We start from the raw sequence: 19,809 nt of genomic DNA, 5'->3' as shown, positions 1-19,809 counted from the left end.
CCCGGGCATGCCGGACCGTGGAAGGAAGCCGAGATTCTAAGTCAGGGGCTTGGCGCCGTCACCGCGCGCGCCGGCCGTTCTTCACGCAGACAGCCGAGTCCGACGAGCGAGGCCTCCACCGCTTCATCCAGCGGCGTGTGCGGCTCGCGGCCCAGCACGCGCACGAGCTTCTCGTTGCTCATCCGTACCGGCCGCTGCCAGAGATAGCGCATCTCCAGCATCTCGCGCAGCGTGACGTTGAACGGCGCGGCCAGCCGGAAGAGCCACCAGGGGATGCCGCCGATCTTCGGCGTTATGCCTTCGCGCCGTGCGACGACTCGCTGGACCGCCTCGGCGATCTGCCGGCCATCGGCGTCCCAGTGGCCTTCCATGTGGAAGCGTTCGAACGGCGCCAGCGCCTCGCGCCGCGCCAGCAGTTCGACCATCGTCCGCGCCACGTCCGGCAGGTAGGCCCATTGATGGCCCGCCTGCGCCGGGTTGCCGATCGAACGCACCGGCTGCCCGGCCTTCAGCATGCCCTGGCCGAACCAGCTGTTGCCGGACTTCGGGCCCAGGAAGTCGCCCGCCCGCACGATCAGCGCCCGCGCGCCGCGGCGGCTGGCTTCTTCGAGCCGCTGTTCCATCTGCACGCGGATCGCGCCCTTCTTCGTCAGCGGGCGTTGCGGCGCATCCTCGTGCAGCACCTGGGCAAAGGCGTCCGGCCCGAAGTTGTAGACGGTGCCCGGCAGCACGATCGTGGCGCGCTGGGCAATGGCCGCGGCGATCGTGTTGTCGATCATCGGCAGCACCAGCTTGTCCCAGTCGCGGTAGCCCGGCGGGTTGACCGCGTGCACGATCACCGCGCAGCCTTCGGCGGCGCGCGTCACGTCCTCGCGGTTCAGCGCGTCGCCGCGATGCCAGTCGATGCCGTCCGCTGCGGCCGTGCCCGCCGTGCGCCGCAGCGCGCGCACCTGCCAGCCCGCCGCGCGCAGCTGCCGCGCCACCTCGCCGCCGATCCCGCCGGTGGCACCCAGAACCAGAGCCGTCTTGCTGTTGTCCATCTCGCATCTCCTCGACTTCCGCGATCGACTGGGCGCTCTACCGTTCCTTCCTGGCCGTGCTGGACGAAGGTTCGCTTTCCGGCGCGGCGCGGGCCCTGGGCATCACGCAGCCGACGGTCGGCCGCCACGTCGAGGCCTTGGAGCAGGCGCTCGGGCTGGTGCTGTTTACGCGCTCGCAGACCGGCCTGCTGGCGACCGAGGCCGCTGCCTCGCTGCGCGGCCATCTGCAGGCGATGGCCAGCACCGCGGCATCGCTGGAGCGCGAAGCGTTGAGCCATGGCGGCAGCGCCGTCAAGGGCGTGGTGCGCATCAGCTGCAGCGACGTCATCGGCGTCGAGGTGCTGCCGCCGACGATCGTGCGGCTGCGCGAGGCCTACCCCGAACTGCGTGTCGAGCTCGTGCTGACCGATCGCGTGCAGGACCTGCTGCAGCGCGAGGCCGACATCGCCGTGCGCATGGTCGAGCCGACGCAGGGGCAACTGATCGCCCGGCGGATCGGCGCCATCGAGATGGGCCTGTTCGCCCGTCGCGACTATCTCGAACGCCACGGCGCGCCGAGCGACCCGACCCAGCTTGCCGGCCACTCGGCGATCGGCTACGACACGGTCGTGCCCTACATCCGCCGCCTCGAACAGAAGCTGCCCGGCATCCGCCGCGAGGCCTTCTCGCTGCGCAGCGACAACGCCCTGGCCCAGCTCGCGCTGCTGCGCGCCGGAGCGGGCATCGGCATGTGCCAGGTGCCGCTGGGGCTGCGCGATCCGGCGTTGCTGCGCCTGCTGCCCGAGGCCGTGTCGGTGCCGCTCGAATGCTGGGTCACGATGCACGAGGACCTGCGCGGCAGCCCGCGGTGCCGCGCCACCTTCGATGCGCTGGTGGAGGGGCTGCTGGCCTACGTCGGCGGCTAAGCCTCTGCGATCACTTCGAGGAAGCTGCGCACCATCCGCATGTCGCGCCGCTCGCCCAGGCACACGACGTGCGCATAGGTGCGCGCCTCGGTGTCGCCGAGCTTCACCGCGTGCAGGCCCGGCCCCGGCACGAACTCCACCTCCGACACCGCCGCCAGGCCGATGCCCTGCACGACCGCTTCGCGGATGATCTCGCGGCTGCCGATCTCCATCACGATCTTCGGCTCGACCTTGGCCGCCTTCAGCGCCGCCTCGAAGGCCTTGCGCGTCGTCGAGCCCTGCTCGCGCATGATCAGCGGTTCGCCGGCCAGCTCGGCCGTGCGCAGGCTGCGCCGCTTGGCGAAGCGATGGCCGGCCGGCACCAGCAGCACGATCGGGTGTTCGCTGTACGGGATCGCGACGAAGCGCCGGTCGCGCGAGAACTGCGCCAGCACGCCGACGTCGGCGCGGTAGTCCAGCAGCCGCTCCAGCACGTCCTGCGAATTGCCGGTGCTGACCGAAACGGTGATGCCCGGATAGCGCCGGTTGTAGAGCGCCAGCATCTTCGTCACGTGATACGGCCCCACGGCCGCGATGCGCAGGTGGCCGGAGCGCAGCTCGCCCTCGTCGGCCAGCAACTGCCGCGCCTCCGCTTCGAGGCTGAAGATCTGCCGCGAGATCTGCAGCAGCCGCTCGCCTAGCTCGGTCGGCCGCACGCTGCGGCCGTAGCGGTGGAACAGCTCGACGCGGTAGCTGTCCTCCAGCGAGCGCACCTGCGTCGTGATCGTCGGCTGGCTGACGTGCAGCTGCTCGGCCGCCTTGGTGAAGCCGCCCGCGCTGGCGACGGCATGGAAGGAGCGCAATTGTGTCAAACGCATGAATCGAGGCTCCCGAGTTTCCCGGTGGTCGTATAGATCCAATCAATTTGAAATCAAAAAACATTGAATTTGTGTGAAACGGCCGGGGCACCGAAAGTGCGGGCCAACGCAAGACCCGCACAGACACGCAAATGCCCCAGACAGCCGATTCCATCGTGGTCAACGACCGCGCCTACCGCCTCCCGACGGAGCCCGCCGTCGTGCTGTGCATCGACGGCTGCGAGCCCGACTACATCACCCAGGCGCTGCAAGCCGGCCTGATGCCCAGCCTTCAGCGGATGTTCCAGCGCGGTGGCACCTCGCTGGTCGCCGAGGCGGTGATGCCGACCTTTACCAACCCGAACAACCTGTCCATCGTCACCGGCGCGCCGCCGGCGGTGCATGGCATCGCCGGCAACTACTTCCTCGACCGTTCGACCGGTGCCGAGGTGATGATGAACGAGCCCGAACTGCTGCGCGCGCCGTCGCTGCTGGCCGGGATTTCCGAGGCCGGCGTCGCGGTGGCCGTGGTCACCGCGAAGGACAAGCTGCGCCGCCTGCTGGGCCATGGCCTGGCCGCCGGCAGCATCTGCTTCTCGGCCGAGAAGGCCGACGCGGCGACGCTCGATTTCGTCGGCCTGCCGCTGCCCGACGTCTACAGCGCAGCGCTCAGCGAATTCGTGTTCGCCGCCGGCGTCGCCTTGCTGCGCGCGGGCCGGGCGAAGCTGCTCTACCTGTCGACCACCGACTACATCCAGCACAAGTGCGCGCCGGGCACGCCGGGCGCGAATGCGTTCTACGCGATGCTGGACCGCTACCTCGGCCAGCTCGACGAGCTCGGCGCCCGCATCGCCCTGACGGCCGACCACGGCATGAACGCGAAGACCGACGCGGCCGGCCAGCCGCGCATCGTCTACCTGCAGCCGGTGCTCGACGCGGCGCTGGGCGCGGGCGCTGCGCGGGTGATCCTGCCGATCACCGATCCCTACGTCGTCCACCACGGCGCGCTCGGCTCCTTCGCCACCGTCTATCTGGACGACCCGGCGCGCGCCATCGATGCGCTGCGCGCGCTGCCCGGCGTGGAATTGGTGCTGACGCAGCAGCAGGCGGCCGAGCGCTTCGAATTGCCGCCGGATCGGATCGGCGACCTGGTCGTCGTCGCCGAGCGCCTGGTCGTGCTCGGCACCTCGCCCGAGCGCCATGACCTGAGCGCCTTGCAGGACCTGCCGCTGCGATCGCACGGCGGCCTGTCCGAGCAGCAGGTGCCGCTGCTGTTCAACCGCCGTCTCGCTCAAGTGCCGGCGCGGCCGCGCAACTTCGATGCCTTCGAGCTGCTGCTCAACCACGTCGCTGCCTGAAGCCCGGACCATGCATCACCACTTCCACAATCCGGTGAAGACCGTCGGCGGCATCGGCGCGCTGGCCGCGCTGCCTGGCCTGCTCGGTGAGCGCAGCGCCGTGCTGCTGACCTTCCCAGAGGCCGAGTCGCTGGGCTTCGTGGCGCTGCTGCGCAAGATGCTGGGTTACCGGCTGGCGGCCGTGTTCGACGGCATCGCGCCGAACCCCGACATCGCCGAGCTGTCCGTGCTGTACCCGCAGGTCTGGCAGCACGACGGGGCCGAGGTGCTGATCGCGCTGGGCGGCGGCAGCGTGATCGACACTGCCAAGGCGATGCTGCCCGGCACGGCCAGCGGCCGCTTCGACGAGATCGCCGCGCTGCTGCGCGACGGCGCTGCCGTCGAGTTCCCGCGCCGCAAGACGCTGATCGCCGTGCCGACGACGGCCGGCACCGGCAGCGAGGTGACGCCCTGGGCCACCGTCTGGGACCGCGAGCTGCAGCGCAAGCATTCGTTGCACCTGCCGGCGATCACCTGGCCCGAAGCCGCCGTTGTCGACCCGAAGACCATGCAGCAGCTGCCGCAGGCCGTCACCTTGCAGAGCGGGCTGGATGCGCTGTCCCACGCGCTGGAGGCGATCTGGAACCGCAATGCCAATGCGGTGTCCGACGCGCTCGCCGTGGCCGCCGCGCGCGAAATCCTCGCGACCCTGCCGGCGCTGCATCGCCAGCCGCAAGACCTGCAGCTGCGCGAGGCGATGGCGCTGGCGGCGCTGAAGGCGGGCCTGGCCTTCAGCAACACCCGCACGGCGCTGGCGCATTCCCTGTCCTACCCGATGACCTTGCGCCTGGGACTGCCGCACGGCATCGCCTGCTCCTTCACCTTGCCGCAGGTGGCGCGGCTGGCGATCGGCCGCGATGCCGCGCGCGACGCGGTGCTGGCGCAGGCGCTGGGCCCGCTGCACGACGCGCCGACGCGGCTCGAAGCCTTCCTGCGGGACCTCGGCGTGAAGACGAATTTCTCCGACTACGGCATCGGCGACAGCGAAGCCGCCGCGATGTTCGACGAGGCGCTGCGTGGCGATCGTGGCCGCAATTTCATCGGGGTGGCGGCATGAGCTATCGGGAAGAACTGCTGCGCCTGCGCGGCGAGCGCGTGGCCGGCGAGAGCGGTCGCTTCGAGGTCATCAATCCATTCGACGGCGAGGCCGTCGGCAGCGCCGCGAAGGCGAGCCGCGCGCAGGTCGAGCAGGCGCTGCTGTACGCGAAGCAGTTCCGCAGCACGCTCAGCCGCTTCGAGCGCTCAGAGATCCTGCGCCGTGCTGCCGCGCTGCTGGCGGCGCGCGCCGACGAAGGGGCTCGCCTGATCACCGCCGAATCGGGCCTGTCGCTGCAGGACAGCCGCTACGAGATCGGCCGCGTGTCCGATGTGCTGGTCTTCGGCGCCAACGAGGCGCTGCGCGACGACGGCCAGGTCTTCGCCTGCGACCTGACCGCGCACGGCCGCCAGCGCAAGGTCGTGTCGATGCGCGAGCCGCTGCTGGGCGTCATCGTCGCGATCACGCCGTTCAACCATCCGATCAACCAGGTGGCGCACAAGGTCGTGCCCAGCATCGCCAGCAACAACCGGCTGGTGCTGAAGCCTTCGGAGAAAGTGCCGCTGTCGGCGCTGTGGTTCGCCGACCTGCTGTACGAGGCCGGCCTGCCGCCGGCGATGTTCCAGGTGCTGACCGGCGACCCGGCCGAGATCGGCGAGGCGCTGATCACGCACCCGGCCGTCGAACTGGTGACCTTCACCGGCGGCGTCGAGATCGGCAAGCGCATCGCGCGGGTGGCCGGCTACCGGCGCACGGTGCTGGAGCTGGGCGGCAACGATCCGCTGATCGTCTGCAGCGACATCGGGGAAGGCGCCGAGCTGGACCGCGCCGTGCAACTGGCCGCGCAGGGCTCGTACCGCAACTCCGGCCAGCGCTGCACGGCGGTCAAGCGCATCCTGGTGCAGTCTTCGATTGCCGAGCGCTTCACCGAGCGCCTGGTCGCCGCCACCGAGGCCTGGACCTTCGGCGACCCGCTGGACGAGCGCAACGCGATGGGCACGGTGATCGACGAAGTCGCCGCCCGCCTGCTCGAACGGCGCGTGAACGATGCCCAGGCGGCAGGTGCTCGTCTGCGCTGCGGCGGCCAACGCGATGGCGCGATGCTGGCGCCGACCGTGCTGGACCGTGTGCGGCCGGAGATGGAAGTGGTGCTGGAGGAGAGCTTCGGCCCGATCTCGCCGGTGATCACCTTCGAGACGGTGGACGAGGCGATCGCGCTGGTCAACGCCAGCCGCTTCGGCCTCTCGTCCGGCGTCTGCACGAACCGGCTCGACTGGGCGACGCGCTTTGCGCAGCAACTGCAGGTCGGCACGGTCAACGTCTGGGAGGTGCCCGGCTACCGCACCGAGCTGACGCCCTTCGGCGGCATCAAGGACTCGGGCCTGGGCCACAAGGAAGGCGTGCAGGAGGCGATCAAGGCCTACACGCAGCTGAAGACCTTCACCTTGCCGTGGTGACGACGATGGACAGGCTCCTAACGGCGGACACCCGCGCAGTGCGCCATCAGCGCCGCGAGCTGTTCGAGCGCCTGCTCGCGGCTCGGTGGCCAGCGCGCCGGGCTCTTCGCCTGGTCGTCCCAGGCTCGCAGCCGCAGCGCATCGTCGGCATGGGGCTGGGCGCGCCAGCGCTCGGCTTCGTCGGCGCCCATCGGGCCGCCCTGCAGCGCCAGGCTGCGCACCGAGTCGGCACTGAGCCGGGCCGCGTAGTCGGGCTGGCGGGTGACGAGATAGCGCTTGGCCTCCACGTGCAGCGCCACGGGCCGCGCCACGGCGTCGCCGAACAGCGGTGCCAGCAGCGCGGCGGCGCGGGCTTCGTGGCGGTCGTCGTGGCCGTGCAGCGTCGGCGTGTCGGCCTCGCCGTCCAACAGGTGGCCGATGTCGTGCAGCCACGCGGCGAGCTGCAGCGGGGCGACGGCATAGGCATTGCGCGCGAGCTGGCCGCACTGCCAGGCGTGCTGCCACTGCGTGACGCCTTCACCCGCGTATTCGACGTGGCCGTGCCGCTCGAAGAGCCTGATCAGGTCCTGCCAGTGCTTCATGCCACCACGCTAACCACAGGCCGTTCCGGCTTGATGACGGGTGTGTGTCACTACCGCTTCACCAATCCTTTCTACGCTGATCGTCATGCTGCAAAACACTGAATCCGCGGCCGTCGAGGTCGAGGCGCTGAGCAAGACCTTCGGCGCCGGCGAGCCCGCACTGAAGGGCATCACGCTGAAGATCGCCGCCGGCGAGCGCGTCGCGCTGCTGGGCGCCTCCGGCTCTGGCAAGTCCACGCTGATCCGCTGCATCTGCGGGCTGGAGACGGCCGAGGCCGGCAGCGTGCGCGTGTTCGGCCAGACCTTGCAGGCGCAGGGCCGCATCGGCCGCAATATCCGCCGCCTGCGCCGCTCGATCGGCGTGATCTTCCAGCAGTTCAACCTGGTCGGCCGGCTGCCGGTGATGACCAATGTGCTGACCGGCCTGGCGATCGAGATGCCGCTGTGGCGCAGCATGAGCGGCCGCTTCACCCTGGCGCAGCGCGCCCGGGCGCTCGATGCGCTGGACGCCATCGGCCTCGCGCCGCAGGCCTTCCAGCGCGCCTCGACGCTGTCCGGCGGCCAGCAGCAGCGCGCGGCGATCGCCCGCGTGCTGGTGCAGGGCGCCCGGCTGCTGCTGGCCGACGAGCCGGTCGCCTCGCTGGACCCGGAATCGACGCGCCGCGTGATGGACCAGCTGGCCGCGCTGAACCGCGATGCGGGCATGACCTTGATCGTCAGCCTGCACCACGTGGCGCTGGCGCGGCGCTACTGCCCGCGCGTGATCGCGCTGCGCCGCGGCGAGCTGGTCTACGACGGCCCCAGCAGCGCGCTGACGCCCGAGTTCCTGCGCGAGCTGTACGGCAGCGCGGCCGACGAGCTCGAGTCCGACGAACTGCCCATCTCCATTTCCCAAATCCCGCAACCGGCCCGGCTCGAGACGACGCCGCTGGCCGCCTGACCCCCACAGGAGCCCCTCCATGACGAAGAACTTCATCCTCGCCGGCCTGCTGGCCGCGGCCGCCCTGTCCGCCCATGCCCAGGACATCAACTTCGGCATCATCGCCACCGACTCCGCCTCCACGCAGCGCGAACGCTGGGAGCCCTTCTTCCGCGACATGGAGAAGAAGACCGGCCTGACGGTCAAGAGCTTCTACGCGCCCGACTATGCCGGCGTGATCGAGGCGATGCGCTTCAACAAGATCCAAGTCGCCTGGTACGGCAACAAGTCGGCGATCGAGGCGGTGGACCGCGCCAATGGCGAGGTGTTCGCGCAGGTGATGTATGCCGACGGCAGCTACGGCTACAACGGCCTCTTGATCACGCACAAGGACAGCCCCTACAAGACGCTGGACGACGTGTTCAAGAACAGCAAGACGATCAACTTCGGCATCGGCGACCCGAACTCGACCTCGGGCTTCCTGGTGCCCAGCTACTACCTGTTCGCACAGAACCGGATCGACGCGCGCAGCGCCTTCAAGACGGTGCGCAACGCCAGCCACGGCGCCAACATCCAGGCGGTGCTGGCGCGGCAGGTGGACGTGGCGACGAACAACACCGAGGACATGACCAAGCTGGAGACCACCAAGCCCGAACTGGCCAGCCAGATCCGCGTGCTGTGGAAGAGCCCGCTGATCCCCAGTGACCCCTTCGTGATGCGCAAGGACCTGGACCCGGCGGTGAAGGCCAAGATCAAGAGCTTCGTCGTCAACTACGGCAAGACCGATGAAGAGAAGGCCGTGCTGAAGAACATCTACAACTACGGCGGCTTCCGCGAGTCCAGCAACGCGCAGCTGATCCCGATCCGCACCCTGGAGCTGGCGAAGGAGCGGATGAAACTGGAAGCCGACGAGAACATGGCCGCCGACAGCAAGAGCAAGGCGCTGGCCGAGATCGACGCGAAGATCGCGGCGCTGAAGTCGTGAGCGCGATCCATTCCGGCGCCGCACCGAGTGCGGCGAGCCTGGCCCGGCTGCAAGCGCGCGCCGCCGCCGAGCGACCGGGCTGGCTGCACTATCTCGGCTGGGCCGTGGCCCTCGCCGTGCTCGCCTGGGCCTGGCAGGGCGCCGAGATCCGGCCGCTGGACCTGCTGCGCGACTCGGCCAATATCGGCACTTACGCGAAGGACTTCTTCCCGCCCGACTTCCGTGACTGGCGCATCTACACCCGCGAGATGGTCGTCACCGTCCACATCGCGATCTGGGGCACGCTGCTGGCGCTGGTGGCGGCGGTGCCGATGGGCCTGCTGTGCGCGTCGAACATCGCGCCGGCCTGGGTCTACCAGCCGGTGCGCCGGTTGATGGACGCCTGCCGTGCGATCAACGAGATGGTGTTCGCGATGCTGTTCATCGTGGCCGTGGGCCTCGGGCCCTTCGCCGGTGTGCTGGCGCTGTTCATCCATACAACCGGAACGCTGGCCAAGCTGTTCTCCGAAGCGGTCGAGGCGATCGACCCGCGGCCGGTCGAGGGCATTCGCGCCACCGGCGCGCACAAGCTGGTGGAACTGCTGTACGGCGTGATCCCGCAGGTGCTGCCGCTGTGGCTGAGCTTCACGCTCTACCGCTTCGAATCGAACGTGCGCTCGGCCTCGGTCGTCGGCATGGTCGGCGCCGGTGGCATCGGCGTCGTGCTCTTCGAGGTGATCCGCGGCTTCCAGTACGGCCAGACCTGCGCGGTGCTGATCATCCTGATCGTCACGGTGACGGCGATCGACATGGGCTCCGCCGCCTTGCGCAAGCGCTTCATCTGAAATGAGCGACGAGAAGTTCGACTTGGTCGTCGTGGGTGCGGGAATCGTCGGCCTGGCCCATGCGCTGATGGGTGCGCGGCGGGGCTGGCGGGTGGCGGTGGTGGAGCGTGATCGGCGCTGCGTCGGCGCGTCGATCCGCAACTTCGGCTTCATCACGGTGACGGGGCAGGGCGCCGGAGACACCTGGCGTCGGGCGTTCCGCTCGGCGCAGGTGTGGGCCGAGGTGGCGCCGGCTGCGGGCATCGCGGTGCTGCAGCGCGGGCTGTGGGTCGCTGCGAAGCGGCCGGCGGCTGCAGCGGTGCTGGAGGCCTTCCGCGCGACCGAGATGGGTGAGCGCTGCGAGCTGCTCGGCCCGCAGGCGGCGGCCGAGCGTGCGCCGATGCTGCGTGCCGATGCGGCGGCGCTGTACTCGCCGCACGAACTGCGCGTCGAATCGCGCGAGGCGATCCCGCGGCTGGCGGCCTGGCTGGCGGAGGCGCATGGCGTGCAGTTCTTCAACGGCGAGGCGGTGCTGCATGCCGAGCCGGGTCGAGTCAGCACCGCTTCGCATGACTTCGAGGCCGAGCGTGTCGTGTTGTGCCCGGGCACCGACCTGACCGGGCCGGCGCAGTGGTGGCTGCCGTCCTCGCTGCGCCTCAGCAAGCTGCAGATGCTGCGCCTGATGCCGGAGACGCCGGTGCGCTTGCCGGCACCGGTGATGGCCGACCTGAGCCTGGTGCGCTACACCGGCTACGCGGCGCTGCCCGAGTCGCGGCCGCTGCTGGCGCAGCTGCAGCAGGAGTGCGGCGAAAGCCTGGCGAACGGCATCCACCTGATTGCCGTGCAGAGCGCCGATGGCAGTCTCGTCGTCGGCGATTCGCACCACGAGGACGCCAGCCCGGATCCCTTCGCCAGCGAGCGTGTGGACGAGCTGATCGTGCAGCACCTGCACGAGGCGCTGCACCTGCCGCCGTGCCGCGTGGTCGAGCGCTGGACCGGCGTCTACCCGACCGGGCACTCGGCCGATGCGCTGATCGAGGCGCCGGCGCCGGGCCTGCGGGTCGTGCTCGTCACCAGCGGCACCGGCGCGAGCACGGCCTTCGGCATCGCCGAGGAAGTCGTCAGCGGCTGGTGATCAGCCGCGGTCCCAGTCGAACTTGGCCGGCTGGCCGGACAGGAAAGCCGCCACCGCCTCGCCGTGGTACGGCGCTGCCGCGGCGATCGCCTGGGCCTGGCTTTCCATCGCGGCCATCGTGTCGTAGTCGCTCTCGTAGCTGCGGTTGAACAGCTGCTTGCTCAGCGCGATGGCCTCGCGCGGGGCATCGATGAAGCGGCGCGCGAACGCGGCGGCTGCCTCGGGCAGGGCTTCGGGCGCATGGATGCTGTGGACGATGCCCAGCGTCTTGGCTTCCTCGACGCCGACGCGGCGTGCGGTGAAGGCCAGTTCCTTCGCCATCGGCAGCCCCACCGCGCGCGGCAGCAGGTAGAAGGCGCCCATATCGGGCACCAGCCCGACCTTGGCGAAGGACATGCAGAAGGCCGCGCGGCTCGAGGCCAGCACGAAGTCCGCCGTCAGCGCCAGCGAGAAGCCGGCACCGTAGGCTGGGCCGTCCACGGCCGCGATCACCGGGATCTCCAGGCCCTGCAGGCGCTTGAACAGCCAGGCGTGGCCGCCGGCGATGCGGCGACGCATCGAGTCGGGCGCCTGCTCGGCGGGGTCGGCCAGGCGCTGCTTCAGCGACTTCAGGTCGCCGCCGGCGCAGAAGCTGCCGCCGCTGCCGGTGATCACCAGCGCGCGGATCGAGCGGTCCGCCTCGATGCGGTCCAGCGCCTCACGGTAGTCCTGGCGCATGTCCATGGACAGCGCGTTGCGGGCCGCCGGCCGTTCGTGGCTGAGCGTGGCGATGCCGTCGTCGAGGACGAGCTTTGTGTCGCGCAGCGTGAGGGTCTCCGTCGTCATCTTGTTCCTTCAGTTGTTCATTCCACCAGGATGCCGCGGTTCTTCAGCGTCAGGTGGATCTTGTCGCCGATCGTGTCCTTGTTGAAAGGCTTGACGATGTAGCCGCTGGCGCCAAGCTGGGCCGCGCGGACGATGTCTTCCTTGCGGCCTTCCGCGGTGACCAGCAGCACCGGCACCTTGCGCAGCGGATCGGTCTCGGGCTTGGCGCGCAGCGCTTCGAGCAGCTGGAAGCCGTTCATCACCGGCATGTTGACGTCGCTGAGCACGAAGTGCACCGGCTCGCCGGACTCGGACGCGATCTCCAGCGCGCGCAGCGCGAGCTGGCCGTTCTCGGCCTCCTGGATCTTGCGGAAGCCCAGCTCGCGCACCAGGCCCGAGATGATGCGCCGCATCGTCGAGAAATCGTCGACCACCAGGAATGTGAAATCTTCGCGCTTGATCCTTGTGACCATCTGTGGACTCCCGTGAGGTTGGGATCTTAGGGCCCGCTGGCGATGCTCACCTCGACGTGCCCGCGGCCCGTGCGCTTGGCGCGGTACATGGTCTCGTCGGCCTCGGCCAGCAGTTCGTCCGCACTGCGCTGGTGATCCCAGCTCAGCACCAGGCCGATGCTGGCGTTGACGTTCACCGTCACGCCCGCGCCGAGCGCAATCGGCTTCTGGATCTGCTGCAGGCAGCGTTCCAGCGCCGCGACCGCGTCGGCCTCGGCATGCACGCCCGAGAGCAGCCAGGCGAACTCGTCACCGCCCAGGCGCGAGACCGAATCATTGCTGCGCAGCTCGTGCTTCAGCCGCTCGCCGATCTCGCGCAGTACCTCGTCGCCGGCGTCGTGGCCGTGCGTATCGTTGATCGGCTTGAAGCCGTCCAGGTCCATGTAGCAGACGCCCAGGCCGTCCTTCTGGCGGCGCGCCAGAGCCAGGCCGTGGCGCAGCAGCTCCTCGAACAGCCGGCGGTTGGCCAGGCCGGTCAGCGGATCGTGCAGCGCCATGTAGCGTGCCCGCTCCTCGCTGTTCTTCAGCTGGTCGATGTCGAGCACCATCCAGATCGATTCGCTGTCGCCCAGCGCCGCGCCGCTGAGGTCGACCCAGATGTCGCTGCCGTCCTTGCGGCGCATCTTCACCTGCGTGCGGAAGCGGCCGTCGCGCGCGAGCGCCTCGTAGCCGAGCCGGCCGACCATCTCGAAGCTGGCCTCGTCCGGATAGATCGCGCGGGTGGACTGGCCGACGATGGCGTGGCCGAGGATCCGGTGGATCGCCCGGTTGGCCCAGACGACTTTCCGTTCGCGCACGCGGATCATGCCGATGAGGTCGTTGTCCAGCACCAGGGCCTGCTCGTGAGCGATGCGGGTGGCGTAGAGGTTGGTCCGGAACAGGCGCCGGTGCTGAAGCAGCACGTAGGCGAAGCCGCTGACCACCAGCAGGATCACCGAGCCGGTGAAGAACCACTGGCGGTGCTCGTCCTCCCGCCAGCGGGCGAGGTAGGTGCGGGTGCTCAGGCCGGTCAGCACCGTCAGCGGATAGCCGGGCACGCGCCGGTAGGCGGTCATGCGCTCCACGCCGTCGATCGGTGCGGTGATGATGTAGCTGCCGTGGTCGGGGCTGGCGACGAGGTAGCGCCGCATCTCCGCGGACACGTCGACGCCGCCCAGGCCCTGGGTGGAGCGTGGCTCCGACGAGGCGTAGCGCGCCACCAGGCGCATCGAATCGTCGCGCAGCGCGATCGCGCCATGTTCGCCGAGCGACAGGCGCGCGAACAGCTGGTGGAAGTGCGCGCTGGCGAGCACGACGTAGACGATGCCGCGGAACTCGCCGGCGTCGGTGCGCAGCGGGCGCGCGACGATGATGCACCAGTCCTGCAGCGGCCGGCTGAAGATCGGCTCGGAGATGACGGTGGCGTGGCCCTGCCGCGCCCGCTGGAAGTAGTCGCGGTCCGCGATGGAGAAGACCTGCTCGGCGGGTGCCAGGCCGATGGTCACCCGACCGTCGGCGCCCGCGGCCCGCATCGCGCCGGCGAAGGGCAGCAGCTGGTTCTGCTCGCGCATCGATTGCAGCAAGGTCTGCTCGTGCCCGGCCGCATCGCCCGCCTCGGCGGCGTAGCGGGAGCTGATCGTCGTCAGCGCGTTGTCGACCAGGCGGATCTCGGCGGCCAGTTCGATGCTGAGGCCCTTGGCGAGGTTGTCGGCCGTCTCGCGGACGCGGTCCAGTTCTTCTTCGCGGCTGCCGTGCAGGTTGATCAGGGTGGCCAGCACCAGCACGGCGGCGACCAGCAGATTGCCCAGCACGATCCAGCGCGCGACTCGGCTGGGCCGGCCAGGATTTGATGCGTGTGCGCTGGGGTCCATGTCGTCTGCTTGTCTCCGTCTCCGTGCGCGGCATCGTAGCGCCGGGTCATTTGTTCTCGATCGATCACGCGGCGGTCGCCTGCCGATGCTATTGTTCCGCCTCCCTGGAGGGGGAAGCGTCGAGGAGGGTGTGGCATGCAATCGTTGCAAAGGAGTCTGGACAGGTCGGTGCAGCTGACGCTGCGGCTGGCGCTGGCCGGGCTGTCTTCGTTGATCCTGCTGGCCGTGTTCCTGCTGCTGGCCGGCTCGCAGTACCTGGGCGAACGCCTGGACACCGTGCATGGTGATCGCGTGGTCCCGCTGCACAGCCTGCAGCGCGTGGGCTATCTGCTCAATGTTGCGCAGCCGCTGGCGCTGGATGGCGACCCGGCCGGTGTCGCCGCCGGCTGGCGCGAGATCGATCAGGTCTGGCAAGGCTACCTCGGCACCTTCCTGGCGCCGGAAGAGACGGCGATTGCGCGCAAGGCGAGCCAGCAGCTGGCGGAGCTGCGCCGGCAGACCCTTGACCAGCGCGGCGCGCAGGGTCTGGAGACCTACCGGCAGACGGTGGTGCCGCTGAATGCGAGCCTCAACGCGCTGAGCGACCTGAAGCTGCGCACCGGCGAGACTGCCTTGCTGGAGGCCCGCACGGCCAACCGTTGGGCCTGGGCTTGCGGATTGCTGATCGCCGCACTGGGGCTGGCGCTGATCGGCCTGGTGGTCTACCTGGTGTCGGTGCGCATCGTGATCCCGATCCGCGACAGCGCCCGCGCCATCGCCGCACTGGCCGATGGCCGCACCGAGCTGCCGGTGGACACGGCGCGGTTGCAGGGCGAGTTCGGCGCGGTTGGTGAACAGCTGCACCGGCTGCAGGCGCTGCTGGTGGAGCGCGCGCGGCTGCTGGCCGAGGAACAGGAGGCCTCGCGCCTGCTGCGCAGTGCCCAGGCGGACCTGATCGAAGCCGAGAAACTGGCCTCGCTGGGCGGGCTGGTGGCCGGGGTGGCGCACGAACTGAACACGCCGCTGGGCGTGGCCGTGTCGCTCGCCAGCAGCCTGCGCGACAAGAGCCGGCGCTTCACCGCCGACCTTGCTGCCGGCCCGATGCGCCGCTCGCAGCTCGACGGCTACGTGGCCGCCGTCGCCGAGGGCGCGACGCTGATCGAGAGCAACATGATGCGAGCCGCCGAGCTGATGCGCAGCTTCAAGCAGGTGGCGGTGGACCGCACCGGCATGCAGCGTCGTCGTTTCGACCTGGGGGCGATGGTCGGCGAGGTGCTGGTCTCGCTGCGCCCGGCCTATGGCCGCAATGGTGTGGAACTGATCAACGAGGTGCCGCCGCGGCTGATGATGGGTGGCTATCCGGGCGCGCTGGGCCAGGTGCTGAGCAACCTGGTCATCAACGCGGTGGTGCACGGACTGAACCGGCGCAACGGACGCGTGCGCATCGTGCTGGAGTCGGCCGAGGACGCAAACCCGCTGAGGCTGGCCGTCATCGACGACGGCATGGGCATGAGCCTCGCGGTCCAGGAGCGCGCGTTCGAGCCCTTCTTCAGTACGCGGCTGGGGCAGGGCGGCAGCGGGCTGGGCCTGTCGATCGTGCGGAACATCGTTGTCGCGATGCTGGGCGGCCGGATCGGCCTGCACAGCTCGCCCGGCCAGGGCACGACCTTCACGCTGGAACTGCCCCGCGAGGCGCCGGATGCCTGCGCGCTGCCGGATTTCGGCCGGCGCATGGCGTTCGCGCAAGAACCGGCCGGCGCCGAGGCATGAAAAAAGCCGCAGCGCTTTCGCGCTGCGGCCTTGGTTCTTTCCGCGGGTTCGCTTAGCGGCGCGGGGCCGACTTGCGGCGTGCCACGAAGCCGATCACACCGACGCCGGCCATCAGCAGCGCGTAGGTGCCCGGCTCCGGCACGGCCGAAGCGAAGTTCACCGAGCCGCCGCCTTGGCGGATCAGGAAGCCGTTGCTGAAGGTCTCGACCTGCGAGCTGGTGTTCGAGAACGCGGTGCTGGCCAGGTTGTAGAACGTGTCCGGCGAGGTGAAGAAGGCTTCGCCGGCCGGGGTCAGGCTCAGCGTCAGCTTGGCACTGCCGGAGGGCGTGAAGGTGCCATCGCCGTTCGGAATCGTCACAGCGCTGCCGCTGATCAGCGAGCCGCTGGCCAGTGCGACCACGTTAGTGGCGGTCGTCGTCGGCGTGGTGCCACTGAAGCCGAAGCTGGCTGTGCCTTGGTAGCCGTAGATCGTGTAGCTCAGCTGGCTGAAGGTGGCCTTCGTGAAGTCGGTCGTCGGATCGCCGGCAGGCGTCGGGCCGCTACCGGTGAACTGGATGTAGAAGCCGTAGGCGCTGTTCAGGCCGCTGGTCGCGACGGGGCCAGTGGCGCTTTGAGCGGATTGGATGCTCAGGAAGCCAACGTCGCTGAACGTGCCGCCGTTAAAGGTGACCGCTGCGTAGTCCGACACGATCAGGTTGTTGGCGGTGAATGCCGGGCTGGAGACGCCAGGGATGGCGCTCGGGTCGATCGTGAAGCTGGGCAGCGTGGCGGCCTGTGCGGCGGCGCCGACGGCACCCATAGCCACGACAGCGGCAATGGTCCGGAAGGAAGAGAACGATGTCATGGGCTTGGACTCCAACGTTAGGGTGCGGCTGACAAGGAATACCGACTTCGCCGCAGCCTTGAAGTATGCGGATTGTGGTGACAACTCGATGTCACCACAATCCGGGTCCCGTCGACCCCCTCGGTTGAGGGGGTGATTCGGTGGAATCCCTTAGCTCATTCGCTCGAACTGACGGGGCCGGGGGACAAGTCCGAAAACGGCGGGGCGCTCCCCGCACAATGGCCCGGATGAGCCTCCCTAGTCTTCTTCGTCTTCTCTCGCTGGCCGCCATCTGGGGCGGCAGTTTTCTGTTCATGCGCATCGCCGTGCCGGTGCTCGGTGCCGTACCGACCGCCTTCGGCCGTGTGCTGCTGAGCAGTGCCGGGCTGTTCGCGCTGATCGGGCTGATGCGGGTGCCCCTGTCCTTCGGCGGCAAGTTCAGGGCTACGTTGGTGCTCGGCGCCGTGAATTCCGGCATTCCCTTCCTGATGTTCGCGATGGCGGCACGGGTGCTGCCGGCCGGCTACAGCGCGATCCTGAATGCGACGGCACCGCTGATGGGCGTCCTCATCGGCGTGCTGGGTTTTCGCGAGCAGGCCACGGTGGCCAAGGCCGCCAGCGTGCTGATCGGCCTGCTGGGCGTGGCGGTGCTGGCACAGGCCGGGCCGGTGGCGCCGAGCGCCGCGCTGTTCGGCGGCGTGGCGCTGTGCCTGATCGCCACCGCCTGCTACGGCCTCGCCACCTACCTGACGCGCCGCTGGATCAGCGAGCGCGGCGGCCTGGACAGCCGCATCACCGCGCTGGGCAGCCAGCTCGGCGCGGTCCTGTCGCTGCTGCCCTTCGCGGCCTGGAACCTCGCCACCGAGCCGCCCGCCTGGCAGCACGCGTCGGCGCCGGTCTGGCTGGCGATGCTGGCGCTGGGGCTGCTGTGCACCTCGATCGCCTACATCCTGTACTTCAAGCTGATCGCCGACCTGGGCCCGCTGAAGGCGCTGTCGGTGACCTTCCTGATCCCGGCTTTCGGCGTGCTGTGGGGCTGCCTGTTCCTCGGTGAGCAGGCCAGCCTCGCGCACCTGCTGGGCGGCGGGATGATCGCGCTGGCGCTGTGGCTGGTGCTGAAGCCCTCGAAGGCCTAGACACCGTCCAGCGCCGATCGCAGCGCGGCCAGGTAGGGCTCGTGCTCCTGCAGATCGTTGTGTGCGGCGCCGTCGATCAGTTCCAGCCGGCCGCGCCGCGCCTTCGGCAGCAGCGCCTCGCTGTGGCTGTGCGGGATCAGCTCGTCGAGCGTGCCGTGCAGCAGCAGCACCGGGCCGTCGATGCGCGGCAGGTCCGCCTCGCTGAGCAGCGGATAGCGCAGCAGCCGCTGGGGCACGTAGGGGAAGTGGCCGGCGACGACGGCGCGCATGCTGCGGTAGGGGGAGATCAGGATCGTCAGCGCCGGCTGCACGACGGCGGCCAGGCCGGTGGCGAGACCCGTGCCGAGCGAGCGGCCGGCAATCACCCGCGGCAGGCTCGCATAGCGCGGCGCGATGAAGTCCCAGCAGGCGCGCACGTCGCCGCGCAGTTCCGCCTCGCTGCGGATGCGGCTCGTGCTCTTGCCGTAGCCGCGGTAGTCGACCATGAACAGGTCCCAGCCGGCCTCGCGATAGAAGTCGACGTTGGCGAACCAGCGCTCCAGGTTGCCGGCATTGCCGTGCAGGTAGAAGACCAGACCCTTCGGCTGCGGCAGCTTCAGGTGCAGCGCCGACAGCGTGGCGCCGGGCACTGGAACGCTCACTTCCTCGACATCAGGCCCCTGCATCGAGAAACGATGCCCGGCCGGCAGCGGCTCGCCCTCGAACAGCGAGCGTTCCTGGTGGAAGTAGAGCCAGGCCAGGGCCAGCAGCGCACCGAAGCCGGCCGCCGCGAGCAGGCCCAGCAGCATTTGAACCAGCGTCGTCATCGCGGGGCCAGGACTTGCGTCTGGCCGATGGCCAGGGTGAAGAATTCTTCGTCTGGCAGGCCGAGCGCCCGGCGCTGCGCCGCCAGTTGCGCCGGTGGCTCGTCCAGCGGCTCGTCGGTCAGCTCGAAAGTGCCCCAGTGCACGCCCAGCGAGCGCTTGGCGCCGAGGTCGCGGTGGATCTTCAGTGCCTCCTCGACGTTGACGTGCTGCTCGGTCATGAACCAGCGCGGCTCGTAGGCCCCGATCGGGATCAGCGCGATGTCGAAGCCGCCGCCGGCCAGCTGGCGCCCGGCGAGCCGCTCGCGGATGTCGACGAAGTCGCGCGAGTAGCCGGTGTCGCCGGCATAGAACAGGTGACAGTCCGGCGCCAGCAGCGCGAAGCCGCCCCACAGCGTCTTCATCCGGTCGTTGATGCCCCGTGCCGACCAGTGCTGCGCCGGCAGCAGCATCAGCTCGACGGCGCCACGCGCCGTCTGCATCGTGTGGCAGTCCCACCAGTCCAGTTCGATGATCTTCTCGATGCCGCGGCGGCGCAGCCAGTCGCCCAGGCCCAGCGGCACGGCGAACCAGGGGCCGCCGCGCGGCTGCTTCGCCAGCGCGGTGATCGAGGCCTCGTCGAGATGGTCGTAATGGTTGTGCGAGACCATCACCAGGTCGATCGTCGGCAACTGCGCCAGCGTGAGGCCGGGGGGCTGGTGCCGCTTCGGGCCCATGAACTGCACCGGCGAGGCGCGCTCCGAGAAGATCGGGTCGGTCAGCACATTGAGCCCGCCCATCTGCGCGAGCACCGTCGAATGGCCGATCCAGGTCACCGCCGGCTGCTGTCCTTCGGCATGCGCATTGGCCTGGATGAAGGGCAGGTCGGGCGCCACGGCCGGGATCGGCGTGCTCGGCGGCTTGGGCCTGCCAGCGCGCGCGGCCTCGCGCCGCCAGCGCAGCACTTCGGCCAGGCTGCGCGGCTTGAACTCGAGGTAGTTGTTCTGGAAGAAGCCGGCGCGGTGGTGGGGTGGCTTGTTGGAGGATTGCATGGCGGCC

Annotated in this window: 19 protein-coding genes; 10 read left to right on the top strand and 9 right to left on the bottom strand. The window is 69.6% G+C overall.

Annotated elements, in window-relative coordinates; translation table 11 throughout:
* Positions 1 to 41: 41 nt before the first annotated feature.
* Entirely contained in the window at positions 42 to 1,040 is a 999-nt protein-coding gene (locus SNE35_RS07985) for an NAD-dependent epimerase/dehydratase family protein (protein WP_320422329.1), read from the bottom strand.
* A 5-nt stretch (positions 1,041 to 1,045) separates the two neighbouring features.
* Between SNE35_RS07985 and SNE35_RS07980 the strand changes: the two genes are divergently transcribed.
* A complete protein-coding gene (locus SNE35_RS07980; RefSeq protein WP_320422386.1) occupies positions 1,046 to 1,945 on the top strand; it encodes a LysR family transcriptional regulator in 900 nt (299 codons plus the stop codon).
* On the opposite strand, the gene SNE35_RS07975 is transcribed toward SNE35_RS07980, so the two are convergent.
* On the bottom strand, positions 1,942 to 2,802 hold the full coding sequence (locus SNE35_RS07975; RefSeq protein ID WP_320422328.1) for a LysR substrate-binding domain-containing protein: 861 nt from the start codon (positions 2,800 to 2,802) through the stop codon (positions 1,942 to 1,944). The genes SNE35_RS07980 and SNE35_RS07975 overlap by 4 nt on opposite strands.
* Positions 2,803 to 2,933: 131 nt before the next feature.
* On the opposite strand from SNE35_RS07975, the gene phnA reads away from it, so the two are divergent.
* The 3 genes from phnA to phnY are packed head-to-tail and all read left to right on the top strand — an operon-like array spanning position 2,934 to position 6,671.
* A complete protein-coding gene (gene phnA / locus SNE35_RS07970; protein WP_320422327.1) occupies positions 2,934 to 4,139 on the top strand; it encodes a phosphonoacetate hydrolase in 1,206 nt (401 codons plus the stop codon).
* Positions 4,140 to 4,149: 10 nt separating this feature from the next.
* The gene (gene psrA / locus SNE35_RS07965) at positions 4,150 to 5,235 is read left to right on the top strand and encodes an iron-containing alcohol dehydrogenase PsrA (RefSeq protein WP_320422326.1); all 1,086 of its coding nucleotides are present in this window, start codon (positions 4,150 to 4,152) and stop codon (positions 5,233 to 5,235) included.
* Positions 5,232 to 6,671, top strand: a complete 1,440-nt coding sequence (gene phnY / locus SNE35_RS07960) for a phosphonoacetaldehyde dehydrogenase (protein WP_320422325.1) — start codon at positions 5,232 to 5,234, stop codon at positions 6,669 to 6,671. The genes psrA and phnY overlap by 4 nt, the downstream gene beginning before the upstream one ends.
* 17 nt (positions 6,672 to 6,688) lie before the next feature.
* Here the strand turns inward: phnY and SNE35_RS07955 are convergent, their stop codons facing one another.
* The gene (locus SNE35_RS07955) at positions 6,689 to 7,252 is read right to left on the bottom strand and encodes an HD domain-containing protein (RefSeq protein WP_320422324.1); all 564 of its coding nucleotides are present in this window, start codon (positions 7,250 to 7,252) and stop codon (positions 6,689 to 6,691) included.
* 85 nt (positions 7,253 to 7,337) lie between these two features.
* Between SNE35_RS07955 and phnC the strand changes: the two genes are divergently transcribed.
* From phnC to SNE35_RS07935, 4 genes are read left to right on the top strand one after another with little or no spacing between them, the layout of a single operon-like run.
* Positions 7,338 to 8,192: a phosphonate ABC transporter ATP-binding protein gene (gene phnC / locus SNE35_RS07950; RefSeq protein ID WP_320422323.1), complete on the top strand. Its 855-nt coding sequence runs from the start codon at positions 7,338 to 7,340 to the stop codon at positions 8,190 to 8,192.
* 19 nt (positions 8,193 to 8,211) lie between these two features.
* Positions 8,212 to 9,156 carry a phosphonate ABC transporter substrate-binding protein gene (gene phnD, locus SNE35_RS07945; RefSeq protein ID WP_320422322.1) on the top strand — a complete coding sequence of 315 codons (945 nt, stop codon included), beginning with the start codon at positions 8,212 to 8,214 and terminating at the stop codon, positions 9,154 to 9,156.
* Positions 9,157 to 9,194: 38 nt separating this feature from the next.
* Positions 9,195 to 9,980 carry a phosphonate ABC transporter, permease protein PhnE gene (phnE, locus tag SNE35_RS07940; protein WP_320422385.1) on the top strand — a complete coding sequence of 262 codons (786 nt, stop codon included), beginning with the start codon at positions 9,195 to 9,197 and terminating at the stop codon, positions 9,978 to 9,980.
* A gap of 1 nt (position 9,981) precedes the next feature.
* Positions 9,982 to 11,094 (top strand): TIGR03364 family FAD-dependent oxidoreductase, encoded by a 1,113-nt coding sequence (locus SNE35_RS07935; RefSeq protein WP_320422321.1) that lies wholly within the window; start codon positions 9,982 to 9,984, stop codon positions 11,092 to 11,094.
* On the opposite strand, the gene SNE35_RS07930 is transcribed toward SNE35_RS07935, so the two are convergent.
* The 3 genes from SNE35_RS07930 to SNE35_RS07920 are packed head-to-tail and all read right to left on the bottom strand — an operon-like array spanning position 11,095 to position 14,260.
* Positions 11,095 to 11,919: an enoyl-CoA hydratase/isomerase family protein gene (locus SNE35_RS07930; RefSeq protein ID WP_320422320.1), complete on the bottom strand. Its 825-nt coding sequence runs from the start codon at positions 11,917 to 11,919 to the stop codon at positions 11,095 to 11,097.
* A 17-nt stretch (positions 11,920 to 11,936) separates the two neighbouring features.
* A complete protein-coding gene (locus SNE35_RS07925; protein WP_320422319.1) occupies positions 11,937 to 12,371 on the bottom strand; it encodes a response regulator in 435 nt (144 codons plus the stop codon).
* Positions 12,372 to 12,397: 26 nt separating this feature from the next.
* Entirely contained in the window at positions 12,398 to 14,260 is a 1,863-nt protein-coding gene (locus SNE35_RS07920; RefSeq protein ID WP_320422318.1) for a sensor domain-containing diguanylate cyclase, read from the bottom strand.
* A 135-nt stretch (positions 14,261 to 14,395) separates the two neighbouring features.
* Here SNE35_RS07920 and SNE35_RS07915 point away from each other — a divergent pair, with 135 nt between their 5' ends.
* Entirely contained in the window at positions 14,396 to 16,009 is a 1,614-nt protein-coding gene (locus SNE35_RS07915) for a sensor histidine kinase (protein ID WP_320422317.1), read from the top strand.
* Positions 16,010 to 16,061: 52 nt separating this feature from the next.
* Here SNE35_RS07915 and pepA read toward each other — a convergent pair whose 3' ends face one another.
* Entirely contained in the window at positions 16,062 to 16,853 is a 792-nt protein-coding gene (pepA, locus tag SNE35_RS07910) for a flocculation-associated PEP-CTERM protein PepA (RefSeq protein WP_320422316.1), read from the bottom strand.
* A 227-nt stretch (positions 16,854 to 17,080) separates the two neighbouring features.
* On the opposite strand from pepA, the gene SNE35_RS07905 reads away from it, so the two are divergent.
* A complete protein-coding gene (locus tag SNE35_RS07905) occupies positions 17,081 to 17,968 on the top strand; it encodes a DMT family transporter (protein WP_320422315.1) in 888 nt (295 codons plus the stop codon).
* On the opposite strand, the gene SNE35_RS07900 is transcribed toward SNE35_RS07905, so the two are convergent.
* Together SNE35_RS07900 and SNE35_RS07895 are read right to left on the bottom strand one after the other, a co-directional pair.
* Entirely contained in the window at positions 17,965 to 18,774 is an 810-nt protein-coding gene (locus SNE35_RS07900) for an alpha/beta hydrolase (protein ID WP_320422314.1), read from the bottom strand. The genes SNE35_RS07905 and SNE35_RS07900 overlap by 4 nt on opposite strands.
* Positions 18,771 to 19,802, bottom strand: a complete 1,032-nt coding sequence (locus SNE35_RS07895; RefSeq protein WP_320422313.1) for an MBL fold metallo-hydrolase — start codon at positions 19,800 to 19,802, stop codon at positions 18,771 to 18,773. Before SNE35_RS07895 ends, SNE35_RS07900 begins: the two co-directional genes overlap by 4 nt.
* Between the last annotated feature and the right edge of the window lie 7 nt (positions 19,803 to 19,809).

It is taken from the genome of Roseateles agri (assembly GCF_034043675.1).
Taxonomy (GTDB): Bacteria; Pseudomonadota; Gammaproteobacteria; order Burkholderiales; family Burkholderiaceae_C; genus KK5.
The sequence above is the reverse complement of the archived record's forward strand: the minus strand, read 5'-3'. Positions and strand labels throughout refer to the sequence as shown.

Coding starts and splice junctions, on each gene's coding strand:
- SNE35_RS07985 (WP_320422329.1), bottom strand. CDS start 1,040: ATGGACAACAGCAAGACGGCTCTGGTTCTGGGTGCCACCGGCGGGATC.
- SNE35_RS07975 (WP_320422328.1), bottom strand. CDS start 2,802: ATGCGTTTGACACAATTGCGCTCCTTCCATGCCGTCGCCAGCGCGGGC.
- phnA (WP_320422327.1), top strand. CDS start 2,934: ATGCCCCAGACAGCCGATTCCATCGTGGTCAACGACCGCGCCTACCGC.
- psrA (WP_320422326.1), top strand. CDS start 4,150: ATGCATCACCACTTCCACAATCCGGTGAAGACCGTCGGCGGCATCGGC.
- phnY (WP_320422325.1), top strand. CDS start 5,232: ATGAGCTATCGGGAAGAACTGCTGCGCCTGCGCGGCGAGCGCGTGGCC.
- SNE35_RS07955 (WP_320422324.1), bottom strand. CDS start 7,252: ATGAAGCACTGGCAGGACCTGATCAGGCTCTTCGAGCGGCACGGCCAC.
- phnC (WP_320422323.1), top strand. CDS start 7,338: ATGCTGCAAAACACTGAATCCGCGGCCGTCGAGGTCGAGGCGCTGAGC.
- phnD (WP_320422322.1), top strand. CDS start 8,212: ATGACGAAGAACTTCATCCTCGCCGGCCTGCTGGCCGCGGCCGCCCTG.
- SNE35_RS07935 (WP_320422321.1), top strand. CDS start 9,982: ATGAGCGACGAGAAGTTCGACTTGGTCGTCGTGGGTGCGGGAATCGTC.
- SNE35_RS07930 (WP_320422320.1), bottom strand. CDS start 11,919: ATGACGACGGAGACCCTCACGCTGCGCGACACAAAGCTCGTCCTCGAC.
- SNE35_RS07925 (WP_320422319.1), bottom strand. CDS start 12,371: ATGGTCACAAGGATCAAGCGCGAAGATTTCACATTCCTGGTGGTCGAC.
- SNE35_RS07920 (WP_320422318.1), bottom strand. CDS start 14,260: ATGGACCCCAGCGCACACGCATCAAATCCTGGCCGGCCCAGCCGAGTC.
- SNE35_RS07915 (WP_320422317.1), top strand. CDS start 14,396: ATGCAATCGTTGCAAAGGAGTCTGGACAGGTCGGTGCAGCTGACGCTG.
- pepA (WP_320422316.1), bottom strand. CDS start 16,853: ATGACATCGTTCTCTTCCTTCCGGACCATTGCCGCTGTCGTGGCTATG.
- SNE35_RS07905 (WP_320422315.1), top strand. CDS start 17,081: ATGAGCCTCCCTAGTCTTCTTCGTCTTCTCTCGCTGGCCGCCATCTGG.
- SNE35_RS07900 (WP_320422314.1), bottom strand. CDS start 18,774: ATGACGACGCTGGTTCAAATGCTGCTGGGCCTGCTCGCGGCGGCCGGC.
- SNE35_RS07895 (WP_320422313.1), bottom strand. CDS start 19,802: ATGCAATCCTCCAACAAGCCACCCCACCACCGCGCCGGCTTCTTCCAG.